This window comes from Paenibacillus helianthi (assembly GCF_001909055.1).
GTDB lineage: Bacteria > Bacillota > Bacilli > Paenibacillales > Paenibacillaceae > Paenibacillus_AQ > Paenibacillus_AQ helianthi.
On sequence record NZ_LVWI01000042.1, the window covers coordinates 26,033 to 39,407 of the forward strand.

Annotated in this window: 14 protein-coding genes; all 14 read right to left on the reverse strand. The window is 50.7% G+C overall.

Translation table 11 applies throughout. The features are described 5' to 3' along the window. Positions 1–79: 79 nt before the first annotated feature. Positions 80–1,798, reverse strand: coding sequence for a phospho-sugar mutase (locus A3844_RS15425; RefSeq protein ID WP_074107846.1), 1,719 nt, complete (start codon positions 1,796–1,798; stop codon positions 80–82). Between the two features lie 48 nt (positions 1,799–1,846). Further along, on the reverse strand, positions 1,847–2,269 hold the full coding sequence (gene fabZ / locus A3844_RS15430; protein ID WP_074087310.1) for a 3-hydroxyacyl-ACP dehydratase FabZ: 423 nt from the start codon (positions 2,267–2,269) through the stop codon (positions 1,847–1,849). 282 nt (positions 2,270–2,551) lie between these two features. Beyond that, positions 2,552–2,794 (reverse strand): DNA-directed RNA polymerase subunit beta, encoded by a 243-nt coding sequence (locus A3844_RS15435; protein ID WP_074087311.1) that lies wholly within the window; start codon positions 2,792–2,794, stop codon positions 2,552–2,554. Between the two features lie 8 nt (positions 2,795–2,802). Then, a complete protein-coding gene (locus A3844_RS15440) occupies positions 2,803–3,618 on the reverse strand; it encodes a flagellar hook-basal body protein (protein ID WP_074101954.1) in 816 nt (271 codons plus the stop codon). 17 nt (positions 3,619–3,635) lie between these two features. After that, positions 3,636–4,511, reverse strand: a complete 876-nt coding sequence (locus A3844_RS15445) for a flagellar hook-basal body protein (RefSeq protein WP_074087313.1) — start codon at positions 4,509–4,511, stop codon at positions 3,636–3,638. Positions 4,512–4,561: 50 nt separating this feature from the next. Continuing rightward, positions 4,562–5,560: a rod shape-determining protein gene (gene mreB / locus A3844_RS15450; protein ID WP_074087314.1), complete on the reverse strand. Its 999-nt coding sequence runs from the start codon at positions 5,558–5,560 to the stop codon at positions 4,562–4,564. 130 nt (positions 5,561–5,690) lie between these two features. Next, on the reverse strand, positions 5,691–5,978 hold the full coding sequence (spoIIID, locus tag A3844_RS15455; protein ID WP_019915029.1) for a sporulation transcriptional regulator SpoIIID: 288 nt from the start codon (positions 5,976–5,978) through the stop codon (positions 5,691–5,693). Positions 5,979–6,288: 310 nt separating this feature from the next. After that, the gene (locus A3844_RS15460) at positions 6,289–7,032 is read right to left on the reverse strand and encodes a M23 family metallopeptidase (protein ID WP_074087315.1); all 744 of its coding nucleotides are present in this window, start codon (positions 7,030–7,032) and stop codon (positions 6,289–6,291) included. 61 nt (positions 7,033–7,093) lie between these two features. After that, complete coding sequence (gene spoIID, locus A3844_RS15465) at positions 7,094–8,179, reverse strand: stage II sporulation protein D (RefSeq protein ID WP_244169782.1); 1,086 nt, start codon at positions 8,177–8,179, stop codon at positions 7,094–7,096. Between the two features lie 218 nt (positions 8,180–8,397). Beyond that, the gene (murA, locus tag A3844_RS15470) at positions 8,398–9,780 is read right to left on the reverse strand and encodes a UDP-N-acetylglucosamine 1-carboxyvinyltransferase (RefSeq protein ID WP_074087317.1); all 1,383 of its coding nucleotides are present in this window, start codon (positions 9,778–9,780) and stop codon (positions 8,398–8,400) included. Positions 9,781–9,971: 191 nt separating this feature from the next. Next, on the reverse strand, positions 9,972–10,229 hold the full coding sequence (locus A3844_RS15475; protein WP_074107848.1) for a DUF1146 family protein: 258 nt from the start codon (positions 10,227–10,229) through the stop codon (positions 9,972–9,974). Between the two features lie 258 nt (positions 10,230–10,487). Continuing rightward, positions 10,488–10,904: a F0F1 ATP synthase subunit epsilon gene (locus tag A3844_RS15480; protein WP_074087319.1), complete on the reverse strand. Its 417-nt coding sequence runs from the start codon at positions 10,902–10,904 to the stop codon at positions 10,488–10,490. A 59-nt stretch (positions 10,905–10,963) separates the two neighbouring features. Beyond that, a complete protein-coding gene (atpD, locus tag A3844_RS15485) occupies positions 10,964–12,361 on the reverse strand; it encodes a F0F1 ATP synthase subunit beta (RefSeq protein WP_074087320.1) in 1,398 nt (465 codons plus the stop codon). A gap of 133 nt (positions 12,362–12,494) precedes the next feature. Beyond that, positions 12,495–13,367: an ATP synthase F1 subunit gamma gene (gene atpG / locus A3844_RS15490; protein ID WP_074087321.1), complete on the reverse strand. Its 873-nt coding sequence runs from the start codon at positions 13,365–13,367 to the stop codon at positions 12,495–12,497. Positions 13,368–13,375: the final 8 nt, after the last annotated feature.

The following is a 13,375-nucleotide window of genomic DNA, read 5'->3' on the forward strand; positions in this document are numbered from 1 at the left end:
AGGCTAATTTCAAGCAGAAACGGATGCGCATCCTTAGAGGACCGGTATCCGTTTCGCTTGAATCCTGTTTTTCTATTATTTATTTCCCGTCGACACGGGACATAACCTGTTCTGTAAGCTTAGCAACCTTATCTTTTGCGTTCTGCAGCGATTCTCCGCGTACTGCAAAATACACTTTAATCTTCGGCTCTGTGCCCGATGGACGCAAGCAGAACCATGAACCGTCAGACAGCAAATACTTTAGAACGTTTTCTTTAGGGAGTCCGTTTAGTCCCAGTGAATAATCCAGCACTTCGCTTACAGCCGCACCGGCGATCTCCTTCGGTGGATTGCTGCGCCAGTCATTCATAATCCCCTGAATCTGCGCCACACCGTCTTTGCCCTTCAAAGTACGTGATTCCAGGCTCTCCAGGAAATAGCCGAACTGTTCGTAGAGCTCCTGAAGTACATCATATAGCGTCTTGCCCTGAGCTTTGTAATATGCACCCGCTTCAGCAATCAGCATGGAAGCAAGCACGGCATCCTTGTCACGGGCATAATTGCCGGCAAGGTATCCATAGCTCTCTTCATAGCCGAACAGGTAGGTATATTCACCGGACTGCTGGAACTGGGTCATTTTTTCACCGATATATTTGAACCCGGTAAGGGTATTAAATACAGTAGCCCCATAATGCTCAGCAACAGCTGCACCCATTTCACTCGTTACTATGGTCTTAACGACTGCTCCATTGCTTGGCAGCTTGCCCTGTTCTTGCAGACGGCTCAAATAGTAATGAATCATGAGGGCTCCAGACTGGTTGCCGGAGAGAACGACGAACTTCCCTTCATTGTCGCGTACGACAGCGCCCATGCGGTCTGCGTCCGGATCTGTACCAATCAGCAGATCTGCGCCGAGCTCCTCACCAAGCTTTATCGCAAGAGTGAAAGCTTCCCGTTCTTCAGGATTAGGTGATTTCACTGTGGAGAATTCCGAATCCGGCTGCTCCTGCTCGGGCACCACATGCACCTCAGTGAAACCAATTTTGTTCAGTACACTGCGGACCGGCAGATTGCCTGTCCCATGAAGCGGTGTGTATACAATTTTGAAATCACGTCCCAGCTTGGATGCAATCTCATCACGGGCCACACTGACAGCCGCCACCGTATCAGTGAATGCTTCATCTTCTTGCTCACCTAGCCAGTGAAGCAGCCCTCCAGCCTCTGCCTCTTCTTGGGACATGCGTTTTACACCATTAAAGGAGTCCACTTCCATGATGTAGGAGATGACTTTTTCAGCCTCATGAGGAACAAGTTGTCCACCTTCGGCATTATATACTTTGTAGCCATTGTACTCCGGAGGATTGTGGCTTGCAGTAATCACTATGCCTCCAGTAGCCTTCAGATGACGCACAGTAAAAGACAGCTGCGGCGTAGAGCGAAGAGATGTGAACAGATGAGTCTCAATACCGTTTCCGGCCAGTACCAGCGCTGCCTCAAGGGTGAACTCCGGCGAGAAGCGGCGGGAGTCGTGCGCAATTACCACAGAAGGTCTGCCTTCACCAGTGTGCTGTTCAAGAATATAATTGGCGAAGCCTTGAGTCGCTCTGCCTACCGTGTACCGGTTAATCCGGTTGCTGCCTGCTCCGATAACTCCGCGCAAACCGCCCGTACCGAACTCCAGATCTCTGTAAAAGCGTTCTTCCAGTTCCTGCGGCTCATTCTCGAGTGCCTTCAGTTCCGCCTTGGTGTTCTCGTCAACGGATGGGTCCTGCAGCCAGCGTGATAGGGTCTCTGCGGCCTTCGGGCTTAGTTGAGTCATATCAAATCTCTCCTTCTCCATTTATGATATATGATTTTATAACAGGTCTTAGCTGAGTGCGAACATTATTTCACCGGACGCAACCACTTTGCCATCCACTCTCGCTGTAGCTTGACCTTTACCTATGCTGCCCTTAAGGCGTGTAATCTCCACTTCCAGCTCAAGCGTGTCTCCCGGAACAACCTGACCACGGAAACGGAATCCGTCCAAGCCTGCCAGAAAACCGATTTTCCCTTTGTTGGCTTCCACGCCAAGAATCGCTACAGCACCTACCTGAGCGAGTGCTTCAGTGATCAGTACACCTGGCATAACCGGATATCCGGGGAAATGGCCTGCAAAAAAAGGTTCATTCACTGTAACATTCTTGATGCCGACTGCCCGCTTGCCCATCTCTATTTCGGTAATTTTGTCCACCAGCAGAAATGGGGGCCGGTGGGGGATTATTTCTTGAATTTCATTGATATTCATCATGGATACAAAGCTCCTTTCGGATATAAACCGCATCTTCTACACTGTCTGCCGCTGCAGCGTTTTGTTTTATTCTTCACGGTACTGCATAAATATGGGCAGCATCGGGAAATATTATAATATCCTTCACCACCTGCAGCAGTGGAGGTTGAGATAAGGGGCTTTCTCCACCACACATGGCGGAGAGGGCCCTTTTTGTCTCAGGGGCCTCCATCATTATACATTTTCCAGTATAAAAAAGAAAACTCCCCTGTACAACAAGGGAGTGTGAATATTTATGCTTATTTATGGCGCAAACACTAAATCGTAAACATGCTTCCAGGTGCTCCACTGAAGCACATCACTGAAATCCTTTTTACCGAGGACAACGTAACCGGTCACCAAGCCACCGGACAGTGCTGCTATCAGCAGTACCGGAATTAGAAACCATTGAACAATCGTCCATTTGGAGATCCCCCGGCGCTTTACAGGTTGCTGCTGATGTTCATCTTCGGTTGATTCCGGCTTACCATTGATCTGACGAGCCATTCCTTCACCTACCCGCGCATGTTATTAGCCAGGCCTTGCATTTGATCACTGGAGGATAGTGCCCGGGAGGCGAGCTGGTAAGTGCGCTGAATCTGCATCATTTCCGTCATTTCCTTACTTACATCCACGTTGGACTGCTCCAGATACCCAGACCTTACGCCTACCGTCGAAGGCAATCCCGCCGCTTTAAAAGCCTGCTGTGTGGTAACTCCGTCAGCAAGCATATAGAAATTCCCGTCAACCGCCTGAAGTGCACTCTTGCTGAGAGGCTCTACAATCATTATAGTTCCAGCTACCTTAGCTGGCGCATTCTCATCCGTCTTGGTCAGCACCCGTCCGCTCTCATCAATAGCGGCTTTTACATTAGCCGGTACAGTTAATGGCTTACCTTGCGTATTAAGCACAGGGTTACCAGTGTTATCCACCAGCATCATATTAGCAGGATTAGCGGTGTCCGGTACAAAGTGAAAATCCCCTTGGCGTGTGTAGGCTGTAGCACCGTTCACCTGAACTCCAAATAACCCATTGCCTTGAATGGCCAGATCGGTTGGGTTCCCAGTCTCCTTGAGAGGGCCTTCCTCCCAGTTGGTTGTCACCATAGGTACCCGGACCCCAAATCCGATATTAAAACCAAGCGGTGTGCTTCGGCCCGGCTGATCATAATCCTTGGACTGCTGCTGAACCCGGGTCAGAACATCCTCAAAGGAGCCTTCTTTGCTCTTATATCCCTCAGTATATATATTAGCGATATTGTCAGCAATAATATCCAAACGCTGCTGGAGACTGGACATTGAGACGGATGCGCCTATTGTCGAGTTATTCATTGGTTACTCCTCCTGTCCTAGACTCTGCCAACTTCATTTACAGCTTTTTGCAAGCTGCTGTCATAATACTGGACAACCTTCTGATTTGCTTCGTACGCCCGGTAAGCTGCATTCATATCTACAGTCATCTTGGTCGCATCAACATTGGAATTCTCAAGATACCTCTGCCGTACCTGCAGATTGTCTGTGCCATTAGCGAAGCGGATCTCCGCATTCTTAACATCATCTGCATGGAAAACACCGTTCCCGTCACGAACCAGTTCCTGGGGTCTGGTAACTACACTGATGCCTATTTTGGTTCCAGAAGGGCGACCTGTTACAGGGTCAAGTAGATTGCCCTGTCCGTCTACTTTAAGATTGTCTTGCGGACCTGTCAAGATGAGCGGTTTGCCGTTGCTGTCGAGCACTTTGAAGCCGCCCGCGCTAAGCACCTCCCCAGTCGGTCCTACTCTGAAGCTCCCGTTTCGTGTATATAGATTATTACCGTCATTATCCTGTACCGTAAAAAAAGCCTGTGGCCGGTAGATAACCTCGCCTTGAGGGGTTATATACTTGCCCGAGCCGTCAAAATTAATATTGCCGCCTGTAGCCGGGTCTGCCACCTGCAGATCCGTAGATAATGCGAAATCGGCCGGCTTGCCGCTTTCAATGAGATCCCCCTGCAAATATTGGGAGACAGATTGTTCGGCAAACACGCCTGTATTCATTTTACCAACGGGTTTGACGATGCCGCCGCTCATTGCGGAAATAAGTACCTCAGGAAAAGCATGGCTGACACTGTCTACCTGCTTGTACCCCGTTGTGTTCAAATTGGCAATGTTCTGCACTGCCGTATCATGTCTGCGCTGCTGCGTTACCATTCCGGCAGCGGCCGTATATAATCCTCTAAGCATGAGGGTGAGTCCCCTTCCTGATTGTGCTGTTAACTTATATTATCGGCAGCCTAGAATTTTTTCTTAACATTCTTGTCCAATTGATCAAGCATAATCCCGGTACCCTTAACCACACAATGCATGGGATCCTCCGCCACCCAGACTGGAACATGCAGTTCCTCAGAGAGCAGCTCGTCCAAACCGTTAAGCAATGCGCCTCCGCCGGTCAATACGACACCGCGGTCAATAATGTCTGCTGACAGCTCTGGCGGTGTACGCTCCAAGACCGATTTGGCAGCAGCCACGATGGAGGAAACCGGATCCCACAGTGCTTCCTTCACCTCACCGGAAGAAATGGTCAGCGTCTGGGGAAGTCCGCTTACCATATCCCGCCCGCGAATATCCATTTCAGATTTCATACCGCCCGGACGGACGGAGCCGATGGTTACCTTGATATCTTCTGCCGTGCGTTCGCCGATCAGCAGCTTGTACTTCTGTTTAATATATCTTAAAATGGCCTCGTCGAACTTGTCCCCTGCAACTTTGATCGAGGAGGCGGTGACGACGTCGCCCATGGACAACACGGCTACATCCGTCGTTCCGCCGCCAATATCGACGACCATATTTCCACTTGGCTGATAAATATCCATACCCGCACCGATCGCTGCGGCTTTGGGCTCTTCTTCCATAAAAACTTCCTTGGCCCCGCTGCGTTCCGCCGCTTCCCGGATCGATTTCTGTTCAACGGAGGTAATATTTGTGGGGGCGCAGATCAAAATACGTGGCCTTGCATACCAGGAGCGGCCACCTACGCGGTCAATGAAATACTTCAGCATCATTTCCGTAATCGCAAAATCCGCAATAACCCCATCCCGGAGAGGACGGATCGTAATAATATTTCCCGGTGTACGGCCTACCATGCGCCGCGCTTGTTCGCCTACCGCAAGGACTCTCTTCGTATCACTTTCGAGCGTGACCACGGAGGGTTCATCCAGAACGACTCCCCTTCCCTTGACATGAATGAGCACATTGGCCGTGCCGAGATCGATTCCGATATCCTTGCTAAGCATAATGAAAGAGCCCCCAAAGTGTTATTTTAAATGAGAAAATAGTTAGTTAGTCCCAAATTTAAAAATACCATACTTTAGGGGAAGGATACAATGAAATAAAACTGAATTATCCCTTAAATTTCCGAAAATCTTATGGCTTTGAGGCTACGGCAACCTCGCGCTTTTTCCCTGTCGTTTTTTTATATTTAATTTTTGTGGCTTCTCCCCCCCGAAGATGACGAATCGATTTGTGATATTCGAGAATGTGCTTCACCTGATCGGCCAGATCAGGGTTGATCTCCGGCAAACGCTCCGTTAAATCTTTATGCACCGTGCTCTTTGATACGCCAAATTCTTTGGCTATGGTCCGGACCGTGTGCCTGGTTTCCACGATGCAGCGTCCGATTTTGATCGTACGTTCCTTGATGTAATCGTGCACGCTCCCGCCTCCCAACTGTGGATAGTTTGGTACATTATATGAGGGGCGGGCCTATATATTCACGCTTTCAGGACGTGACAAGCTCCGGAAGGCTCATTTTATTTCCTGGACAACCTAAATAAGCCCTTGCTTGCGGCGGTATGGCTTCAAAATGTGATTCTCCAAGACAGATGGAAACGGCTTCGCCGTCTTTATAAGGACGGTATCCGTTTCAGCAAGAAATATAAGGATCATATATAGCGTGAAACTTATTATTGCTTATGTTTACAAAAAAACAGGAGGCCCAAGGCCCCCTGCAGAGTTCTCAAACTTAGCGCTTTGGCAGCAAATCCGACGGGTTAACTACCTTGCCATCCTCGTACACTTCAAAGTGAACATGGTTGCCAAGATTCTTCTCGATCTCACTGCGTCCTGCTGTTGCCAGCGTGTCGCCCTGCTTCACTTCGTCCCCCTGCTTCACCTTGGCGTCGCCGAGGCTTTGGTAGACGGTCTTCAAATTACCTGCGCTGGTGACCTCAACCACTTTACCGAATACGGCAACGTCTTCTACCCGGGTGACTTTACCGCTGAGTGCGGCTTTGACATCAAAAGACTGATTGTCCTCACGGGCGATGTCAATACCTACGTTAGGCACGAAGGTGTCATTATATTGCACCATGGCCGCCACATGATTCTCTTCGGTTCCATTTTCGTCATAGAACGGCTTAACCACTTCTACATCTGCCGGACTGGCTACCGGCCAGGCCAGGGTTTCTGCGGAAGCAACAACTTCCAGCGCAGCAGGGTCATTCTTGGTGGCGCCTGCCTCAGTACCTGTACCTCCGGCTTCCTGTGAAACAACCGCGGCGGTGTCTGGATTCAGCGGCTTCTGGCCTGCGTCCTGATAGACCCACACCAAGGTTAGTATAATTGCCGCTGCCGCCGTGTAGACTGCCGGAAATACCCACCGTTTGGACAACAGTCTGTTCCATGAAGAAGGCTGAGCGCCTGAATCTCCCTGCTTATTTTTGAGAGATTCATCATGGTTTGTTTTGTTTTTGTCTTGTTCATTCATATGCTTATCACCTCAGTAACCAGTGTTACCGGGCGCTTCGCTTTTATACGTATCTTTCAAGTTATTTTTTCAGGAGAGTTGAGACTTGGTTAAAAGAGACCCCGCTATAATAGTGTTTGAGAATTTGCGTAGCGGTACTCCCCTCCTTCGCCATCCCGTTCGCCCCCCACTGACTCATGCCGACACCATGTCCGTTGCCATAGGTTGTAATCGCTACTTTTCCGCCCTGCCGCTTCCAGGTGAACTGGCTGGAGCGCAGCCCCAGCTTTTCGCGAACCTCCCGTCCGGTGAACACCGTGCCGGCGATAGAAATTTTCTTGACCCGGTGCCCGGCTGTCAGGGACAGCACTTCAGCAGGCAGGCTCGAGGAGGTTGAGGAGACAGGTCTTGCCAGGGAAGAAGCAGCGAGATGGCCGGAAGCCGGAATGGCCCTATCTGCAATCCCTAGCTTCTGTATCAGTTCGGAAGTCGTGAACGTATATGTCACCGCCAGATTCGGCGTGATTTCCTGATCCCATGGGCTGGCCACACTACGAAGGTAAGGTACAGCCGCATTCCAGTAGTCTTCGGAATTTTCGGTAAAGCCTCCGCTGGAGGCGAAGAAGGACGCGGTGATCGGCTGTCCTTGATAGGTCATCACCACTCCGCGCGTCTCCCGGACCGCGCGGCGGATCTTGGCCAGCCCGGCGCTCTTGCCGCCGAGCGTCCACTCCCGTTCCAGTGCGGCCCGGGATACGTAAGCCTGATGGCTTACCGTATCCGTCACATTCGCGCCCGGAACGGGCACGCCACTGCTGTCGCCGGCCCGCAGGCGGCGGACAATAAAGGTGCGCGCCGCGACGGCTTGCGCTTTGAGCGCCTCCAGCTCAAAGTCCGCCGGCATCTCGGCCGCAACCACGCCGCTGACGTAGTCCTCCAGCGGCAATGTCTCTATTTGTCTGCTGCGCGACAAATAGACAGCGACCTTCGGCTGCGGGGCTTCCTCCGCTGCCGGACCCGGCGTCGCCGGGGAGGCTGTAACCTGCGGCACAGCCGGGGGCACTGGTTGTCCCCCGCGCAGCAGGACAACGGCCATCGGCAGCAGCAGCCCCGCCAGTAGGGGCGCTGCGAGCCAGGCGGCGGGGGCCAGCCGCCTTAGCCGGGGCATCGTGCGCCGTGCGCGCAGGATACGGCGCGGGGGTTTGATTTTACGCCGCAGCAGATAGCGGTAATCTTTCATCTCTATGTCTCCTTCCGTCAGTCACCGTTGATTCTTATAGATATGAATTACGTGCAACTGCTAGAACGATATTCTAAGAGAAAGAGAGATCAACGAAAAAAGACCACCTGCAAATAGAGGTGGTCTTGAAGAGCTATGAATTGTGATTATACCCAGGTTGGCTGAACCTGAAAGCGGGGCTTAACCTCTTCGCTTTTGAAGGATTCGCTTCTAGAAGCTCCCGGTTTAGCAACCTCTTCCTTCACAGCCGTAGCAGCCGCTTCTGACTCTTCCATGGAAATCCGCCATATGTCCGCACCAAGTCCCGACAGTTTCTCAGCCAGATGTACATATCCACGATCGATATGATGGGTTCCGCTAACTTCTGTCGTGCCTTCTGCAACCAGTCCTGCCAAAATCAGTGCAGCGCCTGCACGCAGGTCTGTAGCGGTTACTTTGGCTCCGACCAATTCTGCATTGCCGGTTACGATCGCGGAACGTCCTTCTATCTTAATCTCAGCATTCATATTGTGGAATTCATCCACATGCATGAACCGGTTCTCAAATACCGTTTCGGTCACAACACTCGTGCCTTCCGAACGAAGCAATAACGCCATCATTTGTGATTGCATGTCGGTTGGGAAACCCGGATACGGCAATGTCTTCAAATCCACAGCCTTGAGCGGCTTGTCGCTGATAACACGAACACCGTTCTCATCCGGGATAATTGTCACGCCCATCTCTTCCATCTTGGCAATCACAGGACCGAGGTGGTCTGCAATTGCGCCTTCCACGTAGACATCGCCCCCTGTAATCGCAGCCGCCGCCATATAGGTACCTGCTTCAATACGGTCAGGAATAACATGGTGTCTGACGCCGTGCATGCGTTCTACGCCTTCAATGCGAATGACTCCGGTGCCCGCACCGCGCACGATACCGCCCATCCCGTTCAGATAGTTAGCCAAGTCCACAATTTCCGGCTCTTTTGCCGCATTCTCAATTACAGTTACGCCTTCGGCGAGTGCTGCCGCCATCATTATGTTTTCGGTCGCGCCGACGCTGGCTACATCCAGATATACCTTGGCCCCGCGCAACCGTCCGTTTATTTTCGCTTCAATGTAACCCTGGCCCAGACTAATTTCGGCACCAAGCGCCTCAAAGCCTTTTAAGTGCTGGTCGATCGGTCTTGTACCGATGGCGCAGCCGCCTGGCAAGGAAATACGTGTATGACCCAGTCGGGACAAAAGAGGGCCCATTACCAAAAAAGAAGCCCGCATTTTCCGCACCCATTCGTATGGTGCTTCACAGGAAGTAAGATTTCTGGCATCAACCTCAATGATATCGTTCTGGTATGTAACACCCGCACCCAGAGATTCCAATACTTTGCTGATTGTCATTACATCGTCTAGCGGAGGTGCGTCCACAATGACGCTGACTCCTTCTTCTGCCAATAGAGAGGCGGCTATGATCGGTAGTACGGAATTTTTTGCGCCGCTAACTTTCACGCTCCCGGTCAATCTGTTGCCACCGCGGACGATAAATTTGCTCATTTCGGTTTCCCTCCGCGTCCATTATTTCTTAAATTAAGGCTTAGTATGAAATTCTTATATTACCATTCCCTGACCTGCGCCCGAGGTGCGGGCACGCTCCTTAAACATCAGTGTTGACATAATAAAACCGTATTATTCGACACTTTTTTCACGGCTTTGGCCTAACAGAGATATAACCAAAGCACCTCTTGTTAAAACATGGTGCGAATCTGCCCGCTCCAGCCCAGATAATCCAGCAGGAACCCAGCCACAAAGTGTCCCAATACGATAGCCAGCAATAAATGCAGCAGTCTTGCCTGAGGGCTCTTGGGATATCTTATGACCAAATCGAGCTTAAGGTTCTGAAGTGCCCACCAAGATATTGCAACACAAAATAAAGATATGACCATAGAAACCAAACCACTGCTGCCGATTGAGCTTGACAACTCATCATATAGCCCTGTATCCATGTTAGCCCCCTGTGTATTAGGTTACTCGGAAATCGACTCTTATATCATACTTGCGTAGGGGAAAAGAATCCAGTACTTTTACGAATTTTTAAACATTTCAGACAATGTAAGCTGTAATGTTTACGAGATATTCACTTTCCCAACAAGAACGACTTTGGCGGCTATCCGCCAGAACGAACTGTTTAAGCGGGGAAAAGGACAACTGAAACTTTCTATATCTGCAAAAAAACGGCCAAGCCACAGGCTTGACCGTAATTGCTATTGTTGTCCTTTTCTGGTGGACACTTTGATCCGTGTAACGGCGCGCTGAAGCGCCAGCTCCGCACGGCGGTGGTCAATTTCATCCTGTTTGCTGCGGGCCTGAAGGCGGCGCTGTGCGCGCTCCTTCGCCGCTTCAGCGCGTTCAACATCGATTTCCGTAGGCAGCTCAGCACTTTCGGCCAGAACGGTCACCTTGTCTTTATGCACTTCCACGAACCCGCCATGAACAGCGATAGTAACTGTAGCACCATCCGCCTTGATGAACATTGGAGCAACCTGAAGTGGAGTTACAAGCGGAATGTGTCCCGGTAAAATACCCAGATCACCATCGGCACCCTTTACAGTCAAGCTGATAACCTGCTTGGAGTAGACAAGATGCTCCGGCGTGACAATTTCCAACAGAAAGGTATTCACTTTCATTCCTCCTCAGAGCTTTACGAAATCAAGCTCGCATCGAAAGCCATAGTTCAGGGTTACATCGTTTTCGCTTTTTCAACTGCTTCTTCGATTGTTCCTACGAACAGGAACGCTGCTTCCGGAAGATCATCATGTTTGCCTTCCAGAATTTCTTTGAAGCTGCGTACGGTTTCTTTGATAGGCACGTATTTGCCTTTGAAACCGGTGAATTGTTCAGCTACATGGAATGGCTGCGACAAGAACCGTTCAACCTTACGGGCACGGGACACAATGATTTTATCTTCTTCACTGAGCTCATCCATACCCAGGATGGCAATGATATCCTGAAGCTCGGTATAACGCTGCAGCAGCTGCTTAACACCCTGTGCCACGTCATAATGCTCCTCACCAACAATTTCCGGAGCCAGCATACGCGAACTGGATGCCAGAGGGTCTACAGCCGGGAAGATACCTTTTTCGGAGATCTTACGCTCCAGGTTGGTAGTTGCATCCAAGTGGGCAAACGCTGTGGCCGGAGCAGGGTCAGTGTAGTCATCCGCCGGCACGTAGATCGCCTGAATGGAGGTAACCGAACCTTTTTTGGTGGAAGTGATACGCTCTTGCAGCTGGCCCATTTCTGTTGCCAGAGTAGGCTGGTAACCTACGGCAGAAGGCATACGGCCAAGCAATGCGGATACTTCGGAACCCGCCTGGGTGAAGCGGAATATGTTATCGATAAAGAGCAGCGTGTCGCGGCCTTCTACATCACGGAAATATTCCGCCATGGTCAGTCCGGTCAGAGCTACACGAAGACGTGCGCCCGGCGGCTCATTCATTTGTCCGAATACCATTGCTGTCTTCTTGATAACGCCGGAATCGGTCATTTCATGATAGAGGTCATTACCTTCACGGGTACGTTCGCCAACGCCTGCGAATACGGAAATCCCGCCGTGTTCCTGGGCAATGTTGTTGATCAGTTCCTGAATCGTTACGGTTTTACCTACACCGGCACCGCCGAAGAGGCCGATTTTACCGCCTTTAGCGTAAGGGGCCAGCAGGTCGATAACCTTGATCCCGGTTTCCAGAATTTCAGCTTGTGTTGACAGTTCATCAAATGTCGGAGCCAGGCGGTGAATCGGATTTCTCTCCGCAACCACTTCGGCGCCGTTATCAATTGGATTTCCCAGTACGTTAAATACCCGTCCAAGTGTAGCTGTGCCAACCGGAACCGAAATCGGCCCTCCCTGATCATCTGCTTCCAAGCCCCGAACCAGACCGTCTGTGGAAGACATGGCAATACAACGCACCAGATTGTCACCCAGGTGATTGGAAACTTCCAGGGTCAAATCAATCGTGCGGCCGTTTGCCAGGCTGGTTACAATCTTGATAGCGTTGAAAATCTCGGGCAGCTGGCCGCGTTCAAATTCAATATCGACAACCGGACCCATAATGCTTACAACGCGTCCTTTGTTCATTATATTATTTCCCTCCTCGAAAGCTGTTGCATTAAAAAGAAATCACCGCACCGCATAAGTGGGATAAATCTCACTTATACGGCACCTGTTTCTTGTGAAAATATAAGCCGAAGAGTTTGGCTTCGCATATATTTTAAGACTGCGCGTTCGCTCCTGCCACGATCTCGGTAATTTCCTGCGTAATTGCGGCCTGACGGGCACGGTTATACGTAAGTGTAAGTTCTCCGATCATTTTTGACGCGTTCTTCGTTGCACTGCCCATTGCTGTCATTTTCGCACCCAGCTCACTGGCCTTGCCATCCAGAATAGCGCTGTAAATCAGCGTTTCTGCATACTTCGGAAGCAGTACTTCAAGCACGCCTTCAGCGGAAGGCTCATACTCGTACATTGCATGTAGGCCTTCTGCCTTCTTCTCATGCTCTACCGCTTCCATAGGCAGCAGCCTGTCAACGGTAGGCACTTGACTGATTGCATTCACAAAGCGGTTATAGCAGATGTACAGCTCGTCATAAACGCCTGTTTCAAACTGCTGTACCGCCGAGTAGGCAATCGACTTGATGTCGGCAAACTTCGGTGTATCGGAGAGCTCAGTAACTTCCTCCACGATCGGATATTCACGGCGGCGTAGAAAGTCACGGCCTTTGCGGCCGATAACGAACAGAGCATACTCATCTTTAGACTTGTGGCGCTCCGCGAGCAGCATGGTCACTTTACGCAGAATATTCGCGTTGTATCCGCCTGCCAGTCCTCTGTCGGAGGTCACAATCAGATACGCGGTTTTCTTCACAGGACGGCTGACCAGCATGGGATGCGTAGCACCCTGTGAGCCGGAAGCAATACTGGCTACGACCTCTTTCAGCTTTTCTGAATAAGGACGGGCAGCTTCTGCCTTTTCCTGCGCTTTGCGCAGCTTGGAGGCGGCAACCATCTCCATGGCTTTAGTGATCTGTCTGGTGTTCTGAACGCTCTTGATTTGACGTTTAATATCACGCATGCTTCTTGCCATGATTTCAC